Annotated in this window: 23 protein-coding genes and 1 pseudogene; 15 read left to right on the top strand and 9 right to left on the bottom strand. The window is 59.8% G+C overall.

Annotation, left to right across the window (positions count from 1 at the left end; genetic code table 11):
- Positions 1 to 43: 43 nt before the first annotated feature.
- Positions 44 to 820: a sulfite exporter TauE/SafE family protein gene (locus BVH74_RS03025; RefSeq protein ID WP_080048646.1), complete on the bottom strand. Its 777-nt coding sequence runs from the start codon at positions 818 to 820 to the stop codon at positions 44 to 46.
- Between the two features lie 137 nt (positions 821 to 957).
- Between BVH74_RS03025 and BVH74_RS18755 the strand changes: the two genes are divergently transcribed.
- The 8 genes and pseudogenes from BVH74_RS18755 to BVH74_RS02985 form a co-directional block, all read left to right on the top strand.
- Positions 958 to 1,338 (top strand): hypothetical protein, encoded by a 381-nt coding sequence (locus BVH74_RS18755; protein ID WP_155121689.1) that lies wholly within the window; start codon positions 958 to 960, stop codon positions 1,336 to 1,338.
- 388 nt (positions 1,339 to 1,726) lie between these two features.
- Positions 1,727 to 3,148: a TolC family protein gene (locus BVH74_RS03015; RefSeq protein ID WP_231705560.1), complete on the top strand. Its 1,422-nt coding sequence runs from the start codon at positions 1,727 to 1,729 to the stop codon at positions 3,146 to 3,148.
- A 2-nt stretch (positions 3,149 to 3,150) separates the two neighbouring features.
- Positions 3,151 to 4,536 (top strand): copper oxidase, encoded by a 1,386-nt coding sequence (locus BVH74_RS03010; RefSeq protein ID WP_080048643.1) that lies wholly within the window; start codon positions 3,151 to 3,153, stop codon positions 4,534 to 4,536.
- A gap of 18 nt (positions 4,537 to 4,554) precedes the next feature.
- Positions 4,555 to 5,070 carry a cupredoxin domain-containing protein gene (locus BVH74_RS03005; protein WP_080048642.1) on the top strand — a complete coding sequence of 172 codons (516 nt, stop codon included), beginning with the start codon at positions 4,555 to 4,557 and terminating at the stop codon, positions 5,068 to 5,070.
- 20 nt (positions 5,071 to 5,090) lie between these two features.
- On the top strand, positions 5,091 to 5,384 hold the full coding sequence (locus tag BVH74_RS03000) for a copper-binding protein (protein ID WP_080048641.1): 294 nt from the start codon (positions 5,091 to 5,093) through the stop codon (positions 5,382 to 5,384).
- A 97-nt stretch (positions 5,385 to 5,481) separates the two neighbouring features.
- Positions 5,482 to 5,787 carry a hypothetical protein gene (locus tag BVH74_RS02995; protein ID WP_080048640.1) on the top strand — a complete coding sequence of 102 codons (306 nt, stop codon included), beginning with the start codon at positions 5,482 to 5,484 and terminating at the stop codon, positions 5,785 to 5,787.
- 178 nt (positions 5,788 to 5,965) lie between these two features.
- On the top strand, positions 5,966 to 8,185 hold the full coding sequence (locus BVH74_RS02990) for a putative bifunctional diguanylate cyclase/phosphodiesterase (RefSeq protein WP_080048639.1): 2,220 nt from the start codon (positions 5,966 to 5,968) through the stop codon (positions 8,183 to 8,185).
- Between the two features lie 25 nt (positions 8,186 to 8,210).
- Positions 8,211 to 9,791: pseudogene (locus BVH74_RS02985) on the top strand (methyl-accepting chemotaxis protein); the annotation flags it as partial.
- A 3-nt stretch (positions 9,792 to 9,794) separates the two neighbouring features.
- Here the strand turns inward: BVH74_RS02985 and BVH74_RS02980 are convergent.
- The 3 genes from BVH74_RS02980 to crp form a co-directional block, all read right to left on the bottom strand.
- Positions 9,795 to 10,517 (bottom strand): 16S rRNA (uracil(1498)-N(3))-methyltransferase, encoded by a 723-nt coding sequence (locus BVH74_RS02980; protein ID WP_080048638.1) that lies wholly within the window; start codon positions 10,515 to 10,517, stop codon positions 9,795 to 9,797.
- Between the two features lie 3 nt (positions 10,518 to 10,520).
- A complete protein-coding gene (locus BVH74_RS02975; protein ID WP_080051601.1) occupies positions 10,521 to 11,873 on the bottom strand; it encodes an adenosylmethionine--8-amino-7-oxononanoate transaminase in 1,353 nt (450 codons plus the stop codon).
- 87 nt (positions 11,874 to 11,960) lie between these two features.
- The gene (gene crp, locus BVH74_RS02970) at positions 11,961 to 12,605 is read right to left on the bottom strand and encodes a cAMP-activated global transcriptional regulator CRP (protein WP_080048637.1); all 645 of its coding nucleotides are present in this window, start codon (positions 12,603 to 12,605) and stop codon (positions 11,961 to 11,963) included.
- 187 nt (positions 12,606 to 12,792) lie between these two features.
- Here crp and BVH74_RS02965 point away from each other — a divergent pair, with 187 nt between their 5' ends.
- Positions 12,793 to 13,215: an OsmC family protein gene (locus tag BVH74_RS02965; RefSeq protein WP_080048636.1), complete on the top strand. Its 423-nt coding sequence runs from the start codon at positions 12,793 to 12,795 to the stop codon at positions 13,213 to 13,215.
- 15 nt (positions 13,216 to 13,230) lie between these two features.
- On the opposite strand, the gene coq7 is transcribed toward BVH74_RS02965, so the two are convergent.
- On the bottom strand, positions 13,231 to 13,875 hold the full coding sequence (gene coq7, locus BVH74_RS02960) for a 2-polyprenyl-3-methyl-6-methoxy-1,4-benzoquinone monooxygenase (protein ID WP_080048635.1): 645 nt from the start codon (positions 13,873 to 13,875) through the stop codon (positions 13,231 to 13,233).
- 64 nt (positions 13,876 to 13,939) lie between these two features.
- Positions 13,940 to 14,278 carry a histidine triad nucleotide-binding protein gene (locus BVH74_RS02955; RefSeq protein ID WP_080051600.1) on the bottom strand — a complete coding sequence of 113 codons (339 nt, stop codon included), beginning with the start codon at positions 14,276 to 14,278 and terminating at the stop codon, positions 13,940 to 13,942.
- An 87-nt stretch (positions 14,279 to 14,365) separates the two neighbouring features.
- Between BVH74_RS02955 and BVH74_RS02950 the strand changes: the two genes are divergently transcribed.
- Positions 14,366 to 15,847: a Ycf46 family AAA ATPase gene (locus BVH74_RS02950; RefSeq protein WP_080048634.1), complete on the top strand. Its 1,482-nt coding sequence runs from the start codon at positions 14,366 to 14,368 to the stop codon at positions 15,845 to 15,847.
- Here BVH74_RS02950 and hemJ read toward each other — a convergent pair.
- A complete protein-coding gene (gene hemJ, locus BVH74_RS02945) occupies positions 15,844 to 16,266 on the bottom strand; it encodes a protoporphyrinogen oxidase HemJ (protein ID WP_119701963.1) in 423 nt (140 codons plus the stop codon). The two genes, BVH74_RS02950 and hemJ, sit on opposite strands and share 4 nt — an antisense overlap.
- Positions 16,267 to 16,378: 112 nt before the next feature.
- On the opposite strand from hemJ, the gene argC reads away from it, so the two are divergent.
- The 4 genes from argC to erpA all read left to right on the top strand — a co-directional run bounded on the left by argC (position 16,379) and on the right by erpA (position 19,037).
- Positions 16,379 to 17,413 (top strand): N-acetyl-gamma-glutamyl-phosphate reductase, encoded by a 1,035-nt coding sequence (gene argC / locus BVH74_RS02940; RefSeq protein ID WP_080048632.1) that lies wholly within the window; start codon positions 16,379 to 16,381, stop codon positions 17,411 to 17,413.
- Positions 17,413 to 18,177, top strand: a complete 765-nt coding sequence (locus BVH74_RS02935; RefSeq protein WP_080048631.1) for a DUF6776 family protein — start codon at positions 17,413 to 17,415, stop codon at positions 18,175 to 18,177. Before argC ends, BVH74_RS02935 begins: the two co-directional genes overlap by 1 nt.
- The gene (locus tag BVH74_RS02930; protein ID WP_080048630.1) at positions 18,177 to 18,617 is read left to right on the top strand and encodes a bactofilin family protein; all 441 of its coding nucleotides are present in this window, start codon (positions 18,177 to 18,179) and stop codon (positions 18,615 to 18,617) included. The genes BVH74_RS02935 and BVH74_RS02930 overlap by 1 nt, the downstream gene beginning before the upstream one ends.
- Before the next feature lie 66 nt (positions 18,618 to 18,683).
- The gene (gene erpA / locus BVH74_RS02925) at positions 18,684 to 19,037 is read left to right on the top strand and encodes an iron-sulfur cluster insertion protein ErpA (RefSeq protein ID WP_080048629.1); all 354 of its coding nucleotides are present in this window, start codon (positions 18,684 to 18,686) and stop codon (positions 19,035 to 19,037) included.
- A gap of 13 nt (positions 19,038 to 19,050) precedes the next feature.
- Here the strand turns inward: erpA and BVH74_RS02920 are convergent, their stop codons facing one another.
- Both BVH74_RS02920 and BVH74_RS02915 read right to left on the bottom strand, forming a co-directional pair.
- Positions 19,051 to 20,154, bottom strand: a complete 1,104-nt coding sequence (locus BVH74_RS02920; RefSeq protein WP_080048628.1) for an anhydro-N-acetylmuramic acid kinase — start codon at positions 20,152 to 20,154, stop codon at positions 19,051 to 19,053.
- Complete coding sequence (locus tag BVH74_RS02915; RefSeq protein WP_080048627.1) at positions 20,154 to 21,608, bottom strand: OapA family protein; 1,455 nt, start codon at positions 21,606 to 21,608, stop codon at positions 20,154 to 20,156. The genes BVH74_RS02920 and BVH74_RS02915 overlap by 1 nt, the downstream gene beginning before the upstream one ends.
- A gap of 233 nt (positions 21,609 to 21,841) precedes the next feature.
- Between BVH74_RS02915 and tyrS the strand changes: the two genes are divergently transcribed.
- Positions 21,842 to 23,041, top strand: a complete 1,200-nt coding sequence (gene tyrS, locus BVH74_RS02910) for a tyrosine--tRNA ligase (protein WP_080048626.1) — start codon at positions 21,842 to 21,844, stop codon at positions 23,039 to 23,041.
- The last annotated feature ends 388 nt before the right edge of the window (positions 23,042 to 23,429 follow it).

Here is a 23,429-nt window from a genome sequence, read left to right as displayed (position 1 = left end):
CGGGAATCGGCTGAACATTACCCAAGGGCCTGGGCAGGGTCAATCAATGATACACCTCGTAGAAGTAGAACAGAGTCAGCCCCCAGCCAATCAGGATCACCAGCGCGCGTAGCCAGGCGTCCGGCAGGGCGCGGGCGAACAGCCCGCCGCAGTAACCGCCCAGCAGGGTGCCGCCGAGCATAATTGCCAGCGCTGGCCAGTGCACCGCGCCGGCAATGATGAAGGTCAGGGCCGCCACACTGTAGATCACCGACGACATCAGACTTTTGATCGCGTTGATTTCGACCACCTGGGTGCGCCCGGCAATCGCCAGGCTGGCAATCATCATGATGCCCATGCCGGCACCAAAGAAACCGCCGTACACAGAGACCAGCCACTGACAGATAAAGCCGACCGGCCCCAGCCGGCCTGGCTCGCGCGGGCGCCGGGCCAGACGCTCAACGGCCTGACCGATGACACGACTGAAGGTGAACAGCAGGGTGGCGATCAGCAGTAACCAGGGAATCAGGGTAAAGAAGGCCTGATCACTGGTCAGCAGCAACAGCAGCCCACCGAGCAAGCCGCCGACGGCGGCGGCGATCAGTAGCGGGCGCAGGTAATCGCGCCAGGGCAGGCGTCGCAGTTCCGGACGCAGGGCCCAGGCCGTGGCCAGACTGGCGGGCCAAAGAGCCACCGCGTTGGTGGCGTTGGCGCTGACCGGGGTGACCCCGGCGGCCAGCAGTGCGGGAAAGGAAAAGAAAGTGCCGCCACCGGCCAGGGCGTTCATCGCGCCACCGGCGAAGCCGCCCAGGGCGATCAGGGCGATGTGCCAGAGTTCCATATCATTACCGGGCTGCTTGAGTCGGCCGTCGAGTATACGACAATCGCTTCGGTTATCCGGGTTTGCTCTGTGGCGCTGGCAGTCAGGCTGAGTGATGTGTAGGATAATTGACCATTATCAATATTTCGGACCGGCCAATGCCGTTACCCCAGACGCGCACAATCATGCTGTGGTTGCTGATGCTGCTCCTGCCAACGCAGGCGCTGGCCAATGCGCTGCTGCCGCTGTGTCTGGCCAGTCAGGCCCATGAACAAAGCCTGGATCGGGCTGATCATGCGGCTGCTCATGCTGCAGGGCATGGCATGCATTCCGGGCATGACGCTGATGATGCGCCACCGGCGCTGCATCTTGACTGCCCGCTATGTGCCGGTAGTTGCCATGCCACCGGGGCTTTGACCTCACCTTCTGAACTGGGTGTGTCCCTGTCTCCGGCAGCGCCCGCTGCGCTGCTGTACTCCTACTTCGCCGGTCATGTCGGCGATACTCCGCGACGACCTCCCCGTAACCACCTGCTTTGATGGTGCCGGCCCGTTGGTGGCCGAGCTGTTGCCCGTAGAACGGGCGTTCAACCATTGAGAGGTGACCATGTTCACTCGTTATTTGTTGACCACAGCCTTAGGCTGCGGCGGGTTTGTGCTTTCAGCCCAGTCGCTCGCCCAGGCTGAGCCCTGGGCCGATATATCGGTCCCGGTGCAGAACTACCATTCCCCCTTGGGTCAGTATCACGGCTGGAAGCCCCAGGCTCCGGGCGACTGGCGCCAAGCTAATGATGAGGTGGGCCGCATTGGCGGTTGGCAGAGCTATGCCGCTGAAGTCTGGGAGGCGAGTCAATCCCAGTCTGAGGATGCTGCCGCCCCTGCGCCCCACCCCAGTCACCAGCATCACGCCCATTGAGGAGTCGAGATCATGTCTATACGCATGTCTGGCTCCGCGCTACGCGTGGGGTCACTGCTGGTTGGGCTGCTGATGCTGGCTGGCTGTGCCAGTCTGGCGCCACAGCAGGCGTTGCAGGCGGTCGAGCAGAACAGTGTCGAGGTGACTGGACAGGCGCAACTGCACTGGGCCAGGAGCGAGCAAGCTGACCCTGCGATTCGTCAGCGGGTCGATGAATTGCTGGCCGAGCCGCTGAGTCTGGAGGCGGCTGTGGAAGTGGCTTTGCTGAATAACCCAGGCTTGCAGGCTCGACTGTTCGATCTGGGCATTGCCGATGCTGAGCGGGTTCAGGCCAGTCGCGTGCCCAATCCCGGGTTTTCAATCGGCCGGGTTAGTCGGGGCAGTGAGGTGGAATGGGAGCGGGGTCTGCATCTGAACCTGGCCCGGTTGATTGCTCTGCCGATGACTCGACGGATTGCCGAAGGCCAGTCCGAACAGGTGCAGCAGGAGGTCAGCCTGGAGGTGATCCGGCTGGCGACCCAGACCCGCATTGCCTGGTATCGGGCGGTAGCAGCCGAGCAGAGTCTGGCCTATAGCAAGCAGGTCATGGAGGCTGCCGAAGCCGCCGCCGAACTGGCCCGGCGCATGGCTGCTGTCGGCAACTACAACACCTTGCAGCAGGCCCGCGAGCAGAGCTTCTATGCCGAGGCAGCGCTGGGCCAGCTGCAGGCCGAGCGGGAACGGATGGCCAGTCGCGAAGCCTTGATCCGCCAACTCGGCGTGTGGGGTGAACAACTGGCGTTCAGCTTGCCCGCGCGGATGCCGGAGCTGCCAAGTGCCCCACTCGACCAACCACAGCTCGAACGCCAGGCCATGATCAGCCGGCTGGATGTGCAGGCGGCCAGGCTGGCAGCCGAGCGCATGGCCGACAATCTCAAGCTGGGCCGCGCGACTCGCTTTATCAATGTGCTGGAACTGGGGCTGGAACATAACAGCTCGAACCAGGACCCGGTCCAGCGTGGGGTCGAGATCAGCGTTGAATTGCCCCTGTTTGACTGGAGTGGTGCGCGCATGGCTCGCAACGAGGCGTTGTACATGCAGACCGTACAGCGTACCGCCGAGGTGGCGGTCAACGCCCGCTCGCAGGTGCGTGAAAGCTACCTGAGCTACCGCAATGCCTGGGATGTCGCAGCGCACTATCGTGACGAAATAGTGCCGCTGCGCCAGCGTATCAGCGAAGAACAGCTGCTGCGTTACAACGGCATGTTTATCGGGGTCTTTGATCTGTTGGCCGATGCTCGTGAGCAGATCGCCACGGTCAACCGCTATCTCCAGGCCCAGCGTGATTTCTGGGTGGCCCAGGCCGAGCTGGATCTGGTGCGCTTTGGGCCGGTCAGCCCCAGTGCCCCCGGTCTTGCCGCCGCTCCTGTTAGTACGCCTGCCAAAGGACACTGAATATGGTCTCACGACGTGATTTTTTTCTGGGTGCCGGGGCGCTGACCGCCGCCGTCGCCAGCTCGGCCGTCAGCCGGGTCGCTCTGGCCGGTTTGCCGGAACCTGTGATTCAAACCCGCCCGGATACCGCGCCACCGCTTGAACCGGCTAATGGTCGGCCGTACCGCCCAGTGGTCACCCTCAATGGCTGGACGCTGCCTTGGCGGATGAACAATGGGGTCAAAGAGTTCCATCTGGTAGCCGAGCCGGTGGTCCGTGAACTGGCGCCCGGTATGCAGGCGCACCTGTGGGGTTACAACGGCCAGTCGCCAGGGCCAACCATTGAGGTTGTGGAGGGAGACCGGGTGCGGATCTTCGTCACCAACAAGCTGCCGGAGCACACCAGTATCCACTGGCACGGTCAGCGCCTGCCCAATGGTATGGACGGGGTTGCCGGCCTCAACCAACCGGCCATTCCGGCCGGCAAGACGTTCGTTTACGAATTCGAGGCCAAACGGCCCGGCACCTTCATGTATCACCCGCATGCCGACGAAATGGTACAGATGGCTATGGGCATGATGGGTTTCTGGATTACTCATCCACGCCAGCCGCACCCGGATATCGACGAGGCTGACCGGGATTACTGCTTTTTGCTCAACGCCTATGAAATCGAGCCGGGCAGCTATACCCCGAAGATCATGGAAATGCTCGACTTCAATTTGTGGACCTTCAACAGCCGGGTATTCCCCGGCATTGACCCGTTGGTGGCACGCAAGGGTGACAGGGTTCGGGTGCGAATCGGCAACCTGACCATGACCAATCACCCGATCCATCTGCATGGTCATGAGTTCGAGGTAGCCGGTACCGACGGTGGCCCGGTGCCAAAGTCGGCGCGTTGGCCGGAAGTGACCACCGATATCGCCGTCGGGCAGATGCGTCAGATCGAGTTCATCGCCGATGAGCCGGGCGACTGGGCGTTCCATTGCCACAAGAGTCACCACGTGATGAACCCCATGGGGCATGACGTGCCGACGATGATCGGCGTTGACCACCGCAAGGTGGTTACCCAGATCAGCCGGCTGATTCCGGATTACATGGTCATGGGTGAGCGCGGTATGGCCGATATGACCGAAATGGAAATGCCGCTACCGGACAACACCTTGCCGATGATGAGCGGCGATGGCCCCTATGGTTCGGTGGAAATGGGCGGCATGTTCACCATGCTCAAGGTGCGTGAGGGGCTGGCCGCCGACGATTATCGCGATCCGGGCTGGTATCGCCAGCCAGCGGGCACCCAGGCCTATGAATGGACCGGGCCGCTCCCGGAGCCTGCACGTTTCAAGGCTGAAACTGCCGCCCCGGCGGTCGATGTGCAAGTGCGTAAACCTTCCGGCCATGCTGGCCATTGAACCGAACAGGAGACTTATATGCACAATTCTCTGCTGAGCACTGGTCTGGCCATGGCGATCAGTCTGGCCAGTCTGAACGTCTTGGCTCACGGCCCGGCCCACCATGGCGAGCGACCGCAGTTGCCGCCCGAACAAACCGCCTGGGGTATCGCTGGAGATGAGTCTGCAGTTGATCGTGAAGTGGTGATACGCATGGATGATCGCATGCGTTTTTATCCCGACCACCTGGAGGTCCGTGAAGGTGAAACCCTGCGCTTGGTCATTCGCAATGAGGGCCAGTTGCTACATGAGTTGGTGCTGGGGAGCGCCGAGGAACTGGCCAAACATGCCGAGATGATGGCCCAGTTCCCGGACATGGAGCATGACGAGCCGTGGATGGCGCATGTCGACCCAGGCCAGAGCCAGACTCTGATCTGGACCTTCAACCGCAGCGGACGCTTTGAATTCGCCTGTCTGCTGCCTGGCCATTACCAGGCCGGCATGCTGGGAGCGCTTCAAGTCAGCGAGCCAAAACTGGCTCGACACAACCATTAACTACAACGAGGAACATTCCCATGAAACTGATCAAAACCATCGTACTTGGCCTGGGTTTGCTGCTGGGCTCCAGCGCATTTGCCACTAGCCACGACTTCAGCGAGGGCGAAGTGCGCCGCATCGATCAGGCCGGTCAGCGCATCACTCTGCGCCACGGCCCGATCGACAACCTCAAGATGCCGCCGATGACCATGGTGTTTCGCGTCACTGTGGCCGAGCAGTTGGAGTCACTGGCCCCAGGTGACAAGGTGCGCTTCAGGGCCGAGCAGCAGGATAGTGGCTATGTAGTGACAGAGTTGGAAAAAGTGGAGTGAATTTCAGGCGGTTGTCTATCTCTGGGAAGACTATAAAGCCATGATAAATGTGTGGTTTAATGTGATATCAAATGAATGCCACATTGGTTCTTTCTTCATGAGCAAACCGCTGAAAGTTGTCGTTAGTGCCGATAACCGGCAACGCCAGGTCATTGCCCGGTTGCTGGATGAGGCGGCGCTCGATTGTGAGCTGCTATGCCAGCCCGAAGACTGTGCCCAGGCGCCGTTGTGCCGGTGGCTGGCGCCTGAGCGGCTGAACGATGTGGGCCGCATCGCCAGTGAGCTGCTTGAGGCTATTCATACCCTTGAGCAGACCCGTCACGCCTTTCGCTCGAAACAGTTGGGTGGTTTGCGCAAGCGCCTTCAGCTATTGCTGGAAAGCTTGCCAGTATCGGCACGCTAGGCTAGCTTAAAGCTCTATGAAATGCTGACGGCTTTGCCGGTCAGGACATAAGGGCCTGAAAGACAAAGCGCCATCCCCGAGGATTTATATTCTCCTCGGGGGTGGCGCTTTTTTTATTGCCTGAAATTCAGCAGTCAACAATAACGACAAGCGGTTATATCCACGAGGTAATACGGACATGGAAGCAGTAGTCGTGCTGACCCAGTTGCTCGACCGCTTGGGGCTCGAGGGTGCCGGACTTCAGCAGCGCTTGGACTACCTTGACTGGAGTGAGCAGGACGGTGAGCGTCTGCGTGCCCTTGCCGGCGCAGCAGAAGTAGTCAGCGCTGGATTCGTCGAGGAACTGTACGAGCGTCTGGGGCGTTATGCTGAGCCGGCAGCGATCTTGCGTGATGCCGAGGTTGTGGGGCGACTCAAGGGGCGGCAGCGGGCCTACTACCGAGGCTTGTTTGAGGGGCGTATCAGCATTGATTACTTGCGCGAACGAGTGCAGATCGGGCAAGTGCATGAGCGGGTCGGGGTCGAGCTGAAGTGGTATCTCGGAGCTTACCGGTTATTCCTTAGCCGGGTGCTTGAAGCCTGGCTGGATGACCCTCGTGAGCCAGTTCGGCAGGAGCTTCTGGCAGCCTTTGACAGTCTGTTGAAGATTGTGTTCTTCGATATGAGCCTGGCCGCCGAGGCCTATATCGCTGCCGAACACCGTGCGCTGGAGTCCAGCGAAGCGCGCTATGCGCATGCACTCAGAGGAGCCAATGACGGCATCTGGGACTGGGATCTTGAGCATGACTTGCTGTACGTATCCGAGCGCTGGGCCAATATGCTCGGCCTTGCCCAGCAACAGGTTGGCCAACGTTCGGCACACTGGTTTGAGCGGGTTCACCCTGATGATCTGCCGGGGTTGCGGCGGGCTATCGATGAACATGTCCAGGGACGTCAGCCCTGGATCCATCATGAATATCGAATTCGTCAGTTCGACGACGATTACCTTTGGGTTCTGACCCGTGGTGTTATGGAGCGCGATGCCGAAGGCAGACGGCGCATTGCCGGGTCGCAGACTGATATCAGCGAACGTCAGCATTTTCAGCGACAGCTGGAATATGCCGCGCGACACGACCCTTTGACCGGGCTGATAAATCGCCAGCAATTGAACCTGCAGTTGCTGGCTGCTGCACGTCGTTTGAGCCGCCCAGGGGCCCGTCATGCGGCTTTGCTGTTCATTGATCTGGACCGCTTCAAGCTGATCAACGATAGTCTCGGCCATGCCGCTGGTGATCGGGTGTTGGTACATGTGGCAGAGCGTCTGCGCGGCTGCCTGCGCGGTGGTGATCATCTGGCCCGGTTTGGTGGTGACGAGTTTGTCATGTTGCTCGATGACCTGGCCTGCATTGAGGATGCCGAGGAGGTTGCCGCACGGGTGCTGGTTGCTCTGCGCCAGCCGCTGTGTCTTGGGGAACGGAGTCTGGTGGTCAGCGCCAGTATCGGTGTGGCGCCAATACTCCCCGAGCAAGGGCTGGAAGATGCCCTTCAGGCGGCGGACTTGGCTCTATACAGTGCCAAGGAAGCCGGCAAGGCTCGTTTCAAACGCTTTGACCAGAGCATGCAAGATCGTGTGCGTCAGCGCCTGAAGGTTGAAAGCAATGTACTGCAGGCGTTGCAGCGCAATGAGTTCACGCTGCATTTTCAGCCGGTGTTTGACCTGCGGCCTGACCGGAGCGAGCAGCCAGTAGCGGTCGAAGTATTGCTACGCTGGCAGCATGGAGAGGAAGTGGTCGCTCCGGCTGCATTCATTCCAGTGCTGGAAGAGTCGGGTGAAATTATTCCGGTAGGTTATTGGGTGCTTGAGCAGGCCTGCCTCCAGGTCCGTCAGTGGCAGGCGAGTGCGCCCAACCTGTATTGTTCGGTCAACCTGTCTGGTCTGCAGTTACAGGAGCCAGACTTTGTCGAGCGTTTGCGGCAGATCCTGCAAAAGACCGCAATGCCCGCCCGGAAACTGGTGCTGGAAATTACCGAGAGCCTGCTGATCGATCAGGCGGGCAGCACACTGGCCAGTTTGCGCGAGCTGGCTGCCATGGGCGTCAAGATTGCCCTGGATGATTTTGGTACGGGCTACTGTTCCCTGGGTTATCTCAACCGCTTTCCGCTGCACGTGATCAAGCTCGATCGCAGCTTTCTTAACGAAGTCCACAGCAATCCAAAGCAGCAGAGTCTGTGCCGGGCCATTATCGGTCTGAGTCGCAGTCTGGGGCTCAAGGTAGTGGCCGAGGGTATTGAGCGACAGGATCAGATTGAGCTGCTGCTGGGCGAGGGGTGCTGTCTTGGGCAAGGATTTCTGCTCGGACGGCCCATGTCCGGAAAAGCACTGGAGCAGTTGCTGCAGGGATGCCTAGGGGCTGAATAACAATAAACTGCACTCGAGAGACAGCATGAAAATCAACTTGCCGATTACTGATCGTGAAGTGCTGTTGCAGGAAGGGGACAACCTTCTGACCACCACGGATCTGAAAGGCGCTATTACGTATGCCAACCCAACCTTTGTCCATATCAGCGGATATGCCGCCGAGGAATTGATAGGCAAGAACCACAATATCATTCGCCATCCGCATATGCCGCCCGAGGCGTTCCGGCAGATGTGGGAAACCTTGAAGCGCGGAAGCAGTTGGATGGGGCTGGTGAAGAACCGCAGTAAGTCGGGTGATTGCTACTGGGTCAGCGCCTACGTTACCCCGGTCCACGAGAATGGTCAGGTGGTGGAGTATCAGTCGGTACGTACGCGGCCGACACGCCAACAGGTTGCGGCGGCGGAGGATTGCTACGCCGCCCTGCAGGCCGGCAAAGCGCCCAGGGCCATGCGTCTGCCGGTGCTGGGTCTGTTCGGTCGGCTGGCGTTGGGCGGTGCCGGACTGCTGGGCGGAGCCGGACTGGCGGCGCTGGCGCTGGGGCTGGCCTCTGCCGGTCTGCTGGCTATGCTGGGCCTGGTCTACCTGCTGCTGCTGGCGGGTCTGTGGCAACAGCTTGGACCGTTGCGGGCGCTGGTCCAGCGTGCCCGTCAGGTGGGCGACAATCCGCTCAGTCAGTGGCTTTACAGTGGTCGCCGGGATGAGTTCGGGCAGCTGGAGTTTGCCTTCACTATGCAGGAGGCTGAGGCTGCAGCGCTGGTCGGGCGTATCAGTGATGCGGCCCGGCGATTGGCCGAACAGAGCGGCGAGATGGTCGAGGCGGTGCGTCAGTGCAATCAGGTCAATCGCTGTCAGCAGGATGAAACCGATCAGGTGGCTGCCGCCGTTGAGCAAATGGCCACCAGCGTTCAGGAGGTGGCGCACAGCGCCCAGCAGGCTGCCAATGATGCCGAGGGGGTAGAGCGGGCCACCAGTGACGGGCATCGGGTGGTCGAGCAGACCGGCCAGCAAATGCAGCAGCTGACGGTGGCGATCGGAGAGGCCAGTGAACGCCTGCAACGGCTGGCCGCGCAGAGTGAGCGGATCAGCGAAGTGGTCGGGGTGATCAATGCGATTGCCGAACAGACCAATCTGCTGGCGCTCAATGCTGCCATCGAGGCGGCGCGGGCCGGTGAGCTGGGACGCGGCTTTGCCGTGGTTGCCGATGAGGTACGGGCATTGGCCGGGCGCACCCAGCAGTCGACCGCCAGCATTCGCGAGTCAGTCGAAACGCTTCAGCAGGGCAGTCGCGAAGCGGTCAGCGCCATGCAGGCCAGTTTGGTTCAGGTCGACCAATGTGTTGAGGGGGTGACCGAGGCAACCCGGGCGCTGGATGGCATCGAGCGGCGCATTGCTGGTATTAGTCAGGCCAGCGTACAGATTGCCGCGGCGGTTGAGCAGCAGAGTCAGGTCAGCGAGCAGATCAGTTGCAGTCTGCAGCGGATTCGCCAGAGTAGCGAGCAGAGTGCTGAGGCGATGCAGCGTAACGATGCCCATGCCGGGCAGTTGGCGGAGCTGGTTTTGCGCCTGGAGTTGTTGGCCAGCGAGTTCTGGCTTGCTCACCGAGGTTCGTCAGAAGTCGCCCCACAGATGCTGACAAACGCTCAGGGCAACCACCGGAGCGGTCTCTGTGCGCAAAACCCTTGGACCAAAGCTGGCCGCAATGAAGCCACGGGTTTCGGCCTGGGCAATTTCGCTGCTGCTGAGCCCGCCTTCAGGGCCGATCAGTAGCGCCAGGCTTGCCGGTTTATCCAGGCTGGTCAGGCTCTGTTCGGTACGATGATGCAGAACCAGCTTGAGCTCGGCGGCAAGCCCGTCGAGCCAGGCCTCCAGCGGCTGCGGGGCGTGTACCACCGGAACCCGGCTGCGTCCGCACTGCTCACAGGCGCTGATTGCCACCTGTTGCCAGTGGCTCTGGCGCTTGTCGGCGCGCTCACCCTGCAGCTTGACCTCGCAGCGCTCGCTGAGTAGCGGAGTGATTTCGTTGACGCCCAGTTCGACCGCTTTCTGGATCGCCCAGTCCATACGCTCGCCGCGCGACATTACCTGACCCAGGTGGGTATGCAGCGGCGATTCAGGCTGGCCGTCCAGCGGTTTGTCCAGGCGCAGGCAAACCTGGCGCTTGCTGGCTTCCAGCACCGTGCCCGGCCACTCCTGGCCGCTGCCATCGAACAGCTGCACTGGCGCTCCCGCCCCGAGACGCAGCACCCGGCTGATATAGTGAGCCAGATCGCCGTCGAGCGTCAGTTCGCCGCTGGCCAGTGGCTGGTTGCAGTAAAAGCGCGAGACCCGCACGGCTCAGTCCCTGGTCGCCAGTTGAATACCTTCCCAGGCAACACTGGCCAGATGGTCAATCTGTTCCGGAGTGATCACGTAGGGCGGCATGAAATACACTACGCTACCGAGCGGGCGCAGCAGCGCTTGGTGCTTCAGCGCATGCTGGTAGACCCGGATGCCGCGGCGCTCCTGCCAGGGGTAGGCTTCGCGGCTGGTCTTGTCCTTGACCATCTCGATCGCCAGAACCATACCGGTCTGACGCACTTCGGCGACGTGCGGGTGCTCGGCGAAGTGCGCGGTGGCCTTGGCCATGTGTGCCGAGAGCACGCGGTTGGCCTCGATCACGTTGTTCTGCTCGAACAGTTCCAGGGTAGCCAGTGCGGCAGCACAAGCCAGCGGGTTGCCGGTGTAACTGTGCGAGTGCAGGAATGCGCGCAGGGTTTCGTAGTCGTCGTAGAAGGCCTGGTAGATGCGGTCGTTGGTCAGGCATACGGCCATCGGCAGGTAGCCGCCGGTCAGCGCCTTGGACAGGCACAGAAAGTCCGGAGCAATGCCGGCCTGCTCGCAGGCGAACAGTGAGCCGGTGCGACCGAAGCCGACGGCAATCTCGTCGTGGATCAGGTGTACGCCATAACGATCGCAGGCTTCACGCAGCAGTTTCAGGTAGACCGGGTGATACATGCGCATGCCGCCGGCGCATTGGATCAGCGGCTCGACGATCACTGCTGCGACTTCTTCATGGTGCTCGGCCAGGGTCTGCTCCATATGCGCGAACATGGCGCGGCTGTGGTCTTCCCAGCTTTGCCCTGACTCGCGGAAATAGCAGTCCGGCGAGGGGACGGTAATCACATCCATCAGCAGTGGCTGGTAGGTTTCCTTGTACAGCCCGACATCGCCGACCGCCAATGCCGCCAGGGTCTCGCCGTGGTAGCTGTTGCTCAGGGTGATGAAGCGCTTTTTCTGCGGTTTGCCGCTGTTGAGCCAATAATGGAAGCTCATTTTCAGCGCCACTTCGATGCATGAGGAGCCGTTGTCGGCGTAGAAGCAGCGAGTCAGCGGCGCGGGGGTCATGGCTACCAGCTTTTCCGATAACTCGATTACCGGGGTATGGCTGAAGCCAGCCAGGATCACGTGTTCGAGCTGATCGAGCTGATCCTTGACCTTCTGATTGATATAAGGGTTGGCGTGGCCGAAGATGTTGACCCACCAGGAGCTGACCGCGTCGATGTAGCGGTTGCCCTCGAAGTCATGCAGCCACACACCGTCGCCGCGCTGGATCGGGATGATCGGCATGTGTTCATGGTCTTTCATCTGGGTGCAGGGATGCCACAGCACCGACAGGTCACGCTGCATCCACTGGTTGTTCAGGCCCATGTTCACCTCGCAGGCAGGAAAATGTCCGGCGATTGTACCTGAGGCCATGGGCCGCCGTCAGGCGGCCCCATCAATGATAGCCCGATCTCAGCGGGTGCCGTAGACCACCATGGTCTTGCCCTTGACCTCAATCAGGCCCTGATCCTCCAGGCCCTTGAGTACCCGTCCGACCATTTCCCGTGAACAGCCGACAATGCGGCCGATTTCCTGGCGGGTGATCTTGATCTGCATCCCGTCGGGATGGGTCATGGCGTCAGGCTGTTTGCACAGGTCCAGCAGGGTGCGGGCAACTCGTCCGGTGACGTCGAGAAAGGCCAGGTCGCCGACCTTGCGGGTCGTGTTACGCAGCCGCTCAGCCATCTGCCGGCCTACCGAGTACAGTAGTTCCGGGTCGTGCTGGGTAATTTCCCGGAATTTGCTGTAACCGATTTCTGCGACTTCGCACTCGGTCTTGGTGCGCACCCAGGCACTGCGGTCCTGCTGGCTTTGCTCAAGATCGAACAGCCCCATTTCCCCAAAGAAGTCACCCTGGTTGAGGTAAGCAATGATCATTTCGCGGCCCTGATCATCTTCAATCAGGATGGTGACTGAGCCCTTAACGATATAGAACAGGCTGTCAGAACTGTCTCCGGCATGGATGATGGTGCTGCGGGCGGCGAAGCGACGGCGGTGGCAGTGGGTCAGGAATGCATCGAGATTTTTTATTTTAGGAGTCAAGGTGATAGGAACCATTAGCTATATCCTGGCCGATTCTTGTGTCGGGTATGTTGTGATGGCAGAGTGGTATTAAAAGCCTCGTGCTGAGACCAATCGCGATTATGTCCAGTTTTGCCGGTGATGGCCAGTATGCCATGGTGGGGTCGACGACTGTGGTATTCTGCGCAACCTCGAACAATGGGTGTCTGGCGGGAGAAACACGATGAAAGCGCATATCAAATGGGTTGACGGAGCCATGTTCCTTGGTGAATCCGGCAGTGGTCATACCGTGGTCATGGACGGGCCGGAAGAAGCCGGTGGCCGCAACATGGGCGTTCGTCCGATGGAGACCGTGCTGATCGGTCTGGGCGGTTGCGCCAGTTACGATGTGGTCAGCATCCTGAAAAAGGCCCGCCAGGACATTCGCGATGTGCATGCCCTGCTCGACGCCGAGCGTGCCGATAGTGAACCCAAGGTGTTCACTCGTATTCACGTGCATTTCGTGGTCCGTGGCAAGGGGCTCAAGGAAGCTCATGTCAAACGCGCGGTCGAGCTGTCGGCGGAAAAGTACTGCTCGGCTTCGATCATGCTCGGGCGTGGAGGCGTCGAGATCAGCCACGACTACGAAATTGTCGAGATCGACTGAGCGCACCTACCGGGCTCAGGTCCGGTAGGTGGCCTTGGTCATGACTTTGGACAGCAGTACCATGGCTGCCTTGACCGGAGGCGGGAACACTACCCCTCCGGCATCCAAGGCCTGATTGCCGTGCTCAATTTCGTCTTCGCGCATTTGTTCGAGGATCGCCCGCGACTTGATGTCTTCTTCCGGCAACTGGGCCAGGTGATCGTCCAGATGACGCTCAACCAGTTGCTCGGTGGCGGCGACAAAGCCGAGGCTGACCCGGTCACTGATCAATCCGGCGGCCGCGCCAATACCGAATGACAGTCCGTAGAACAGTGGGTTGAAGACGCTGGGCTGACTGTTGAGTTCGCGCAGGCGCTGCTCGCACCAGGCCAGGTGGTCGATTTCCTCGGCCGCAGCATGCTCCATCTTTTCCCGAACATCCGGCAATTGGGCCGTCAACGCCTGGCCCTGATAGAGCGCCTGAGCACAGACCTCGCCGGTGTGATTGATGCGCATCAGGCCGGCGATATGGCGGCGCTCTTCATCATCCATGGGTACATTGGCCAGTTGGGCGGCGGGCGATGGCCGCTGAGCCTGGGCAGCACCGGGAACCAGGGTGCGCAGGGACTGATCGGCCTGGGTCAGCAGGCGGTCGAGCAAACTGTAATGGCGGCTGTTCATGGAGTACTCCTGAAAATGCCCGGCCAGTATACCTGCAGCCGGGCCATTCGGGGGTTGATTGAGATCAACCTGGCGGCCAGGTCATCTGGCGCTGACCGAGGACGTGCAGGTGGATATGGTAGACGGTCTGCCCGCCCTGTTCATTGCAGTTGAATACGGTACGAAAGCCCGCTTCACAACCCAGTTCCCGGGCTAGGCGCTGAGCGGTGAAGACCATATGACCCACCAGGGCGTTGTCGGCCTCAGTCAGTTCGGCGAGCGTGGCGATATGCTTTTTCGGAATCACCAGAAAATGTACCGGGGCCTGCGGATTGATGTCGTGAAAGGCCACTACCTGATCATCTTCATGGATTTTTTTCGCCGGGATCTTGCCCTCGACGATCTTGCAGAACAGACAATCCACTGTGTGCTCCTCATCATTGGCTATATAGTGCATCCAGTGTAACCGTCCGCGGCCGGAATGGCATCCGCCGCTCACAGGGAGGCTGTGTTGAAGAACGATATACATGATCTCGGGCTGGTGCTGGATTCGAAGGTCAAGCTGGTGGTGATCGAGTCCTGGGAAGAACGCCGGGTGCTGGAAACCATCGGTTCACTGGCGATCAAGCGGGCGCTGAGTTGGTACACCTGGAATCAGGTCGATGGATTGTCGCGCCTGGGGTTTGGGGCGGATGTCGATCCGGGGCAGAAGACCTGTGACCCGGAGGTTGCGTTGGAGCAGATTCGGCGTGATGCCGCTCCCGGCCTTTACGTATTCTGCGACCTGCATCCGTTTCTGGATTCTTCGCGCCTGGTACGCCAGCTCAAGGCGCTGGCCATGGAGACTGGCGAGCAAGCACCGACCATCATTCTGGTCAGTCATGCATTGAACCTGCCGGCCGAGCTTAGCCGTCTGGCGGCCCGCTTCAGCCTCCGTATGCCGTCCGATGACCAGTTGGCTGCCATCGTGCGGGAAGAGGCGGCGCTCTGGAGTCAGCAGAACCAGGGGCGTAGGGTGCGGACCGATAACCGGACCCTGGAACAGGTCGTGCGTAACCTGCGCGGTACCACCCAGGCTGAGGCGCGGCGGCTGGCGCGTAACCTGATCGTCGACGATGGGGCGATTACCCAGGAAGATCTGCCGGCTCTGAATCAGGCCAAGTTCGAGCTGCTCGACATGCAGGGCGTACTCAGTTTCGAGCAGGATACCGCGCGGTTCGCCGACGTTGGCGGTCTGGGGCGCTTCAAGCAGTGGCTGGCGGACAGGCAGGTAGCCTTCACCCAGTCTGGGGCGCTCAAGGATGTGCCCAAGGGGGTAATGCTGGTTGGTGTGCAGGGTTCCGGTAAGAGCCTTGCGGCCAAGGCGGTAGCCGGGCTCTGGGGGTTGCCGCTGCTGCGTCTGGACTTTGCGGCGCTGTACAACAAGTACATTGGTGAAACCGAGAAGAACCTGCGCGAAGCATTGCAGATGGCCGATGCCATGGAGCCGTGTGTGCTGTGGATCGACGAAATCGAAAAGGGCATTGCTCCGGATTCGGCGGATCAGGGCGTTTCACGGCGCCTGCTTGGCAGTCTGCTGACCTGGATGGCTGAGCGTCAGACCCGGGTATTTCTGGTGGCGACTTCCAACGATGTCAGTCAGTTGCCACCGGAGCTGATTCGCAAGGGCCGGCTGGATGAAATGTTCTTCGTCGACTTGCCCGACTTGGCGGTGCGTGGCGATATTTTCCGCATTCATCTAGCTCGGCGAGAATTGCTGCCCGAGCAGTTCGACCTGCCGGCCCTGGCGGCGGCCAGCGAGGGCTTTTCCGGGGCGGAAATCGAGCAGGCAGTGGTCACAGCCGTCTATGCCGGGGCCGCACGTCAGCAGCCGGTCGGCAATGAGCATGTGCTGGAAGCGCTCGGCCAGACCTCACCGCTATCGGTAGTCATGGCCGAGCGCTTACACGCGCTGCGCGAATGGGCGCGTGAGCGGGCAGTGATGGCCGGTTAGAACGGTTTGACTACCACCAGAATGACGGCTGCAACCAGGACTAGTACCGGCGCTTCATTGAACCAGCGATAGAACACATGGGAGCGGCGATTGGCGTCATTGGCAAAGCGTCGGACCATGGTGCCGCAGGCGTGGTGGTAGCCGATCAGGGCGACCACCAGTGCCAGCTTGGCGTGCATCCAGCCCTGCTGCAGCCAGGCTGGCACCAGGTACAGCATCCAGATACCCAGCCCTACCGCGACCAGCATCGAGGGGATCATGATGCCGCGGTACAGTTTGCGCTCCATGACCTTGAACCGTTCCTGACTGGCGCGGTCTTCACTCATGGCGTGATAAACGAAAAGGCGCGGGAGATAGAACAGCCCGGCGAACCAGGTGACGACGGCGATGATGTGAAAGGCTTTGATCCATAGATACACGGACAGGCTCCATAAGTATTCCCGAGGGCGCGCGCTGGTAATTTTCGCTAGCGCTCTTATCATAAACCATTCACCTTCAACTCAAGTTTCGGAAATAGGCGGGTAAGCAGTCATGATCAAGGTCGGCATTGTCGGAGGTACCGGTTACACCGGAGTGGAGTTGCTGAGACTGTTGGCGCAGCATCCGCAGGCTCGGGTCGAGGTCATTACCTCGCGCTCCGAGGACGGGGTCAAGGTGGCCGACCTGTATCCGAACCTGCGTGGTCACTATGACGGGCTGGCGTTCAGCGTGCCGGATGTGAACCGCCTCGGTGCCTGCGATGTGGTGTTTTTCGCTACGCCGCACGGTGTTGCCCATGCGCTGGCGGGTGAACTGCTGGCGACCGGGACGCGGATCATCGACCTGTCGGCGGATTTTCGTCTGCGCGATGCCGAGGAGTGGAGCCGCTGGTACGGCCAGCCGCACGGGGCGCCGCAACTGCTGGAGCAGGCAGTTTATGGTTTGCCGGAGGTCAATCGCGAGGCAATTCGCAGTGCCCGGCTGATAGCAGTACCGGGCTGTTACCCAACTGCCACGCAGCTTGGCCTGATTCCGCTATTGGAGGCAGGGTTGGCGGATCCAGCTCAACTGATTGCTGACTGCAAGTCCGGCGTCAGTGGCGCAGGACGCGGCGCCAGCGTCGGCTCGCTGCTGTGCGAAGCCTCCGAGAGCATGAAGGCCTACGCTGTGGCTGGGCATCGCCACTTGCCGGAAATTCGTCAGGGCCTGAATCTGGCAGCGGGTCAGCCGGTGGGGCTGACCTTTGTCCCGCATTTGACTCCGATGATTCGTGGTATCCATGCCACTCTCTATGCCAGCGTCAAGGATCGCTCGGTCGATCTGCAGGCGCTGTTCGAGCAGCGCTATGCCGCTGAGCCGTTCGTGGATGTGATGCCGGCAGGTAGCCACCCCGAAACTCGAAGCGTCAAGGGTGCCAACACCTGTCGAATTGCTGTGCATCGCCCGCAAGGGGGCGATCTGGTGGTCGTACTGTCGGTGATTGATAACCTGGTCAAGGGCGCATCTGGCCAGGCTGTGCAGAACATGAACATCGCCATGGGGCTGGAAGAAACCCTGGGATTGTCGCATCCGGCGCTGATGCCCTGATGGTCAACTTCAAGAAACGGGCGCCGCTGCGTGAACAGGACGTGGTGTTCATGCCGCGTAATGGCAAGTACGCCCGACTGTGGCGCGGGATTCTGCTGGCGCTGCTGTTTCTCGCGGTACCGATTAGCGGTTTGCTTGGCTGGCGTCTGGCGCTCGAAACCCAGCGCGAACTGCTCAAGGACCATGCCGAACTGCTGCAGCGTCAGTCCGAGTTGCTGCAGGAGCTGGATGGCAACCGGCAGCGTTACCAGCAACTCGAAGTCGATTTGTTGGTGGCCCGCGAATCGGTCAGCGAGGGGCGTGAAGTGATTCATGACCTTGAGCAACAACTGTTTCGTCTGCAGCAGGATTTGGCTCAGTATCAGGGGGCGCTGGCTCCCAGTGCACTGACTCCTGGGTTGCGGATTCAAGCATTTGAGCTGCACGCCACAGAATCGCCACAGGTTTTCCGGTACAAAGTCATGGTCAGCAGGGTGGGCAGCGAAAGCGATACCGTGCAGGCACGGTTGTTGGTGCGCCTGCAAGGAAAGCAGGGCGGCAGGAGTGTTACCTTGCCGTTATCGGCCCTGAGTGAGCTTGAGAATGATGAAGGGCTAGAGTTGGATTTTCGGTACTTTCAGGTAGTACCTGGCAATAGCCGTGCGGCGGAACTGACGCTGCCAGAAGGCTTTGAGCCTGAGCGCGTGCTGTTGAGTGCGCAGCAGGATGGCAAGACCCTGGTTGAGCAGACTTTTGATTGGACAGTGACAGGAGTACGACCCTGATGTGGGGAGCTGACAAGCACAAGAAAGCCGATCTCAGCCAATTCAATGGCAAGACCACGATTATCGCTCAGGACGCTGAGATTCGAGGTGATCTGCGGTTTACCGGCGCGCTGCAGGTGGATGGTCGGGTGATTGGCAATATCCATGCGGAGCAGGGCCTGGTACGAATCAGTGAGCACGGCTATGTCGAGGGCGTCATTCACGCTCCCAATGTGCTGGTCAACGGCGAAGTGGTTGGCGATGTGCATGCCCCAGAGCATCTGGAACTGGACGCCAAGGCGCGTATCAGTGGTGATGTGTACTACCGGTTTATGGAAATGGTGATGGGGGCGCAGGTTTGCGGCCAGTTGCATTTTCAGTCCGATTTTGTGGTGGCTTCGGCGCCCTTGCCTGCTCCAGCGTTTGCCTCGGAGGAGTCCGAGCCTGTGGACAATAGTTGACCAAAAGACTCGGGGAAAACGATAATACACCCTTGATGTGCGCGGCATCCGGCCGCCGGAGGTTGTATGTCCACTGCTGAAGTCTTTATCCCCACCCCCCTGGCCTTCACCGACAGCGCCGTGAGCAAGGTGCGCTCGCTGATCGAGGAGGAGGGCAACGAGCGTTTGAGTCTGCGGGTCTTTGTTACCGGTGGCGGCTGTTCCGGCTTTCAGTATGGCTTCACGTTCGATGATGAGCTGGCCGAGGATGACACCGTGGTCGAGCGCGACGGTGTGCGGCTGGTGGTTGATCCGATGAGTTTCCAGTATCTGGCGGGCTCGGAGGTCGACTACCAAGAGGGGCTTGAGGGCTCGCGGTTCGTCATCAACAATCCCAACGCTACCACGACCTGTGGGTGCGGTTCTTCCTTCTCGATTTGAACTGTCCGGTCGTTCAGGCCGGATAGATTGCCCCTAAAACGCGTGCCCCCTTGGCGCCAGTGACGTCCGGCAGGTTGCCCGGCAGTCCTTGCTGGCATCGCCAGGCGAGCCAGGCAAACGCGATTGCTTCCATCCAGTCCGGATGGACGCCCAGGCTGGCGGTAGTGCTCACTGTGATGGAGGGCAGCAGGTTCTGCAGGCGTTCCAGCAGGCGGGTGTTGTTGGCACCACCGCCACAAATGAATACGCCTTCACTATCGGCGGCATGGGTGCGCACGGCGTGGGCAATGGATTGTGCTGTCAGTTCCAATAGTGTGGCTTGAACGTCCTGGGGCTCTGGTGCGAGGTCAAGCTGTTTGAGTCGGGCGTTTAGCCAGGTGCGATGAAAGTATTCGCGGCCGGTACTCTTGGGGCCCTGGCGATGAAAGTAAGGGTCATCAAGCATGCTGCGCAGCAGTTCCGCCTGGATTTGTCCGCTGCGCGCCCAATCACCATTGCTGTCGAAGCTTTTGCCCAGGTGCAGGTTGATCCAGTCGTCCAGTAATACGTTGCCGGGGCCGCTGTCAAAGCCTACGGCCGGTTCGCCTGGGCGCATGACCGTCAGGTTGGCGAAGCCGCCAATATTGACCAGCGTTCGGCAAGCCTCGTTGTCACGCAGCAGCCAGTCATGAAAAGCCGGAACCAGGGGAGCACCTTCACCGCCAGCGGCCAGGTCGCGGCTGCGAAAATCGCTGATCACGCGGATACCGCTCAGTTCGGCCAAGAGAGCGGGGGCGCCAACCTGCCAACTAAAACCAAGTTCGGGGTGGTGTCGCAGGGTTTGACCGTGGCTGCCAATGGCTTCAATCTGGTCGGCTGCCAATTGGTTGCGCCGCAGTAAGCGCAGGACGCCATCGGCTGCCAGTCGAGCCCAGGCTTGGCCCGCCAGACCCGCACGGCGTAATTCATCGTCGCCGGGTTGGCACAGGCTAAGCAGTTCTTCACGGAGTTGGACGGGGAAAGGCAGGCACAGGGCGTCGACTAGTTCAGCTTGACGCCCTGCGTTGAAGCGGGTCAAAGCGATGTCGATACCATCCAGGCTGGTGCCTGACATGATACCGACATACAGATTGGTCATTACCGGTCCAGCAGCGCGACTTGGGTTTCGCGGCTCTGGTCCATGCTGGCCATGAGTTGGTTGCTGATACTCATGAAGGCTGCGCGCTCGCTTTGCGGGATAGGATCGGCAACCGGCAGGTCGACTCGCAGTGGGTCAACATGGCGACCGTTGACCAAAAACTCATAGTGCAGATGCGGGCCGGTAGCCAGGCCGGTCATGCCAACGTAACCGATCACTTGACCCTGAGAGACGTTGCTGCCATTGCGCAGGCCATTGGCGTAACGGCTCATGTGGGCGTACAGGGTTTTGTACTTCTGTCCGTGTTGCACGATGATCGTGTTGCCGTAGCCGCCCTTGCGGCCGATATGAACAATGCGACCGTCACCGGTGGCCTTGATTGGCGTGCCGGTCGGGGCTGCATAGTCGACGCCATTATGGGCGCGGATCTTGTTGAGTACCGGGTGTCGGCGGTTGGGATTGAAGCGCGAGCTGATCCGGGCAAACTCTACTGGCGTGCGGATGAACGCCTTGCGCATGCTGGTACCGTCTGCGCGGTAATAGCTGGTATGACCCTGGCGATCGGTATAACGCACGGCGGTGAAGGTTTTGCCGCGGTTGGTGAAGCGTGCGGCAAGAATGTTGTTGGTGCCGACACGCTTGTCGCCGACATGCAGTTCCTCGAACAGTACCTCGAAGTTGTCGCCGGTGCGAATGTCCCGGGCAAAGTCCACGTCATAGCCAAAGATGTTAGCCATCTGCATGGTCAGGTTATGCGACATGCCGGCCTGCTGCGCTGCCAAAAACAGCGAGCTGTTGATCTCGCCGTGAGCGAAGCGCGTGCGCACTTCTGGCTCGATCACATCCTTGCTGAAGGCGTAGCCCTGCTCGGCGCGATCGACTCGGATGGTTTCCAGGTCGCTGATCTTGCTGCGCAGGCTGAGCAGCTCGCCCTGGTCGTCCAGTTTGAACTCAAGGACCTGGCCGACATTGAGGCGGGTGAAGCGCTTGGCGTCCTTGCTGCTGTTCAATACGGAATGCATGATACCGGCCGACAGGCCGACCTGGCTGAACAGTACTGACAGTGTATTGCCGCTGGCTACGGTGATGCTTAGCCAGTCGCTTTTGGCTGGCTGGCTGGCGGTATCGCTACTGTAGTCTTGACTCATGTCCCCGCCAGAAGTCGCCTCAACGGTAACCAGTGGCTCGTTGCGCTTGCGCACTTCAAGCGGTGCGGCGGGGAGTGTGACGGTTTCGTTGATCAGCGCGTCCAACTGTTCAGAGAAGCGCGAACCGCTGACATTGGCGTCAAGCGTTGGCGGCACCTCCAGCTCCAGAGGGATTAATGTCTTTTTGGCTTCAACATCGGTGGTGGGAATGACGAGCAGGAAAATGCTCAGCGCTGCTGCGATACCGCTGGCCGCCACGAGGTGACTCTTCGGGTAGCGCGGTGTTTTTGACTTGTGGTTACCCATAAGCGCTCTTATGCTCGAATCTGAAAAAAGTGAACTAACTTGCTAAATTATAACCGAAAGTGCCTCATGGCAAGCTTTCGGTGTTGCCGCCCGTCAGTTTTACAGCGTTGTGCTCGTCAGCTTTATGGCACGACGGCGCTCTGCCCCCAGTGGCGGCCAAACTTGTAATTGGTCCGCAATGTTGTATGTTTGGTTCCCTTTCGTGAGACCCCGATAACAGGATTCCTTGAGTTATGAAGCCGGTTGATGAGCAGTTGGCGCTGATTGCGCGCGGAGTGGATGAAATTCTTGTCGAGAGTGAGTTGCGAACCAAGCTCGAGCGCGGGACGCCGCTGCGCATCAAGGCTGGCTTCGATCCGACCGCTCCCGATCTGCACCTGGGGCATACCGTGCTTATTAATAAGCTGCGTCAGTTTCAGGATCTGGGGCATGAGGTGCTGTTTCTGATCGGTGACTTCACCGGCATGATCGGTGATCCCTCGGGCAAGAACATTACTCGCCAGCCGCTGACTCGCGAGCAGGTGTTGGCCAATGCCGAGACCTATAAAGAGCAGGTGTTCAAGATTCTCGATCCGGCCAGGACACAGGTGATGTTCAATTCCACCTGGATGGACAAGCTGACCTCTGCTGACATGATTCAGTTGGCTGGTAAATACACTGTGGCTCGGATGCTTGAGCGCGATGATTTCGACAAGCGCTATAAGGGTGGGCAGTCAATTGCCATTCATGAGTTCCTCTACCCGCTGGTTCAGGGCTACGACTCCGTGGCTATGCGTGCCGACGTCGAGCTGGGTGGTACCGATCAGAAATTCAACCTGTTGATGGGGCGAGAGTTGCAGCGTCAGTATGGTCAGGAATCTCAGGTCATTATCACCATGCCGCTGCTGGTAGGGTTGGATGGCGAGAAGAAAATGTCCAAATCGCTGGGTAACTACGTTGGTATCGATGATCGTCCTGGCGAGATGTACAACAAGATCGTTTCCATGCCAGATAGTTTGATGTGGCGCTATTTCGAACTGCTCAGCTTCCGTAGCCTGGATGAGATCGAGGCGTTCAAGGCTGATGTTGAGGCGGGAGCCAATCCGCGTGACATCAAGATCAAGTTGGCCGAAGAGTTGGTGGCGCGCTTCCATGGCGAAGAAGCTGCAGCAACAGCGCACAAATCGGCAGGCAATCGCTTGCAGGATGGTGAGCTGCCTGAGGATCTGCCGGAGATCGAACTGGAGTCGGCTGAGGATCTGCCGGTGTCGGCGGTGCTTAACCGTGCGGGCATGACCAAGAATGCCGCGGCGGCGCGCGATCTGTTGAGCGCGGGCTCGGTCAAGGTCGATGGCCAGGTAGTGGACAAGGATTTTGTATTCGCTCTGGGGTGCGAGCATGTCTGCCAGGCGGGCAAGAAAAAATTTGCCCGTATTCGTTTGAAAAAGTCTTGACGGTGTTTTGAAAGTGCCTATAATGCGCCTCTCGCTGATCGCGGTGCTTTGTTTAAAGTGCTTTAGGATCAATGGGTTACGGGTCTCTCGAGGCGAAATAACCGGTTGACAGGTCAGCGAAACGGCGTAGAATGCGCCGGCCTCGGAAGGGCGGAGTGATTGGTTCTTTCGGGTGCTGATTCGGGGTTGGATTTGTGCTTCGAATCGAGTTTGACGGAAGGTGTTGACAGCGGTTTTGAGTGCTGTAGAATGCGCCTCCCTGGCACGGCAAAGTCACTGACTGGCCGGGTCGCTCAAGCGGTTTTTGAGGTGGTGTTGCTCGCAACGAAAGCTCAAAAAAATGCTTGACAGATTAGAAGGTTAGCGTAAAATGCGCGGCCTTGGTTAA

It is taken from the genome of Halopseudomonas phragmitis (assembly GCF_002056295.1).
Taxonomy (GTDB): domain Bacteria; phylum Pseudomonadota; class Gammaproteobacteria; order Pseudomonadales; family Pseudomonadaceae; genus Halopseudomonas; species Halopseudomonas phragmitis.
The sequence above is the reverse complement of the archived record's forward strand: the minus strand, read 5'-3'. Positions and strand labels throughout refer to the sequence as shown.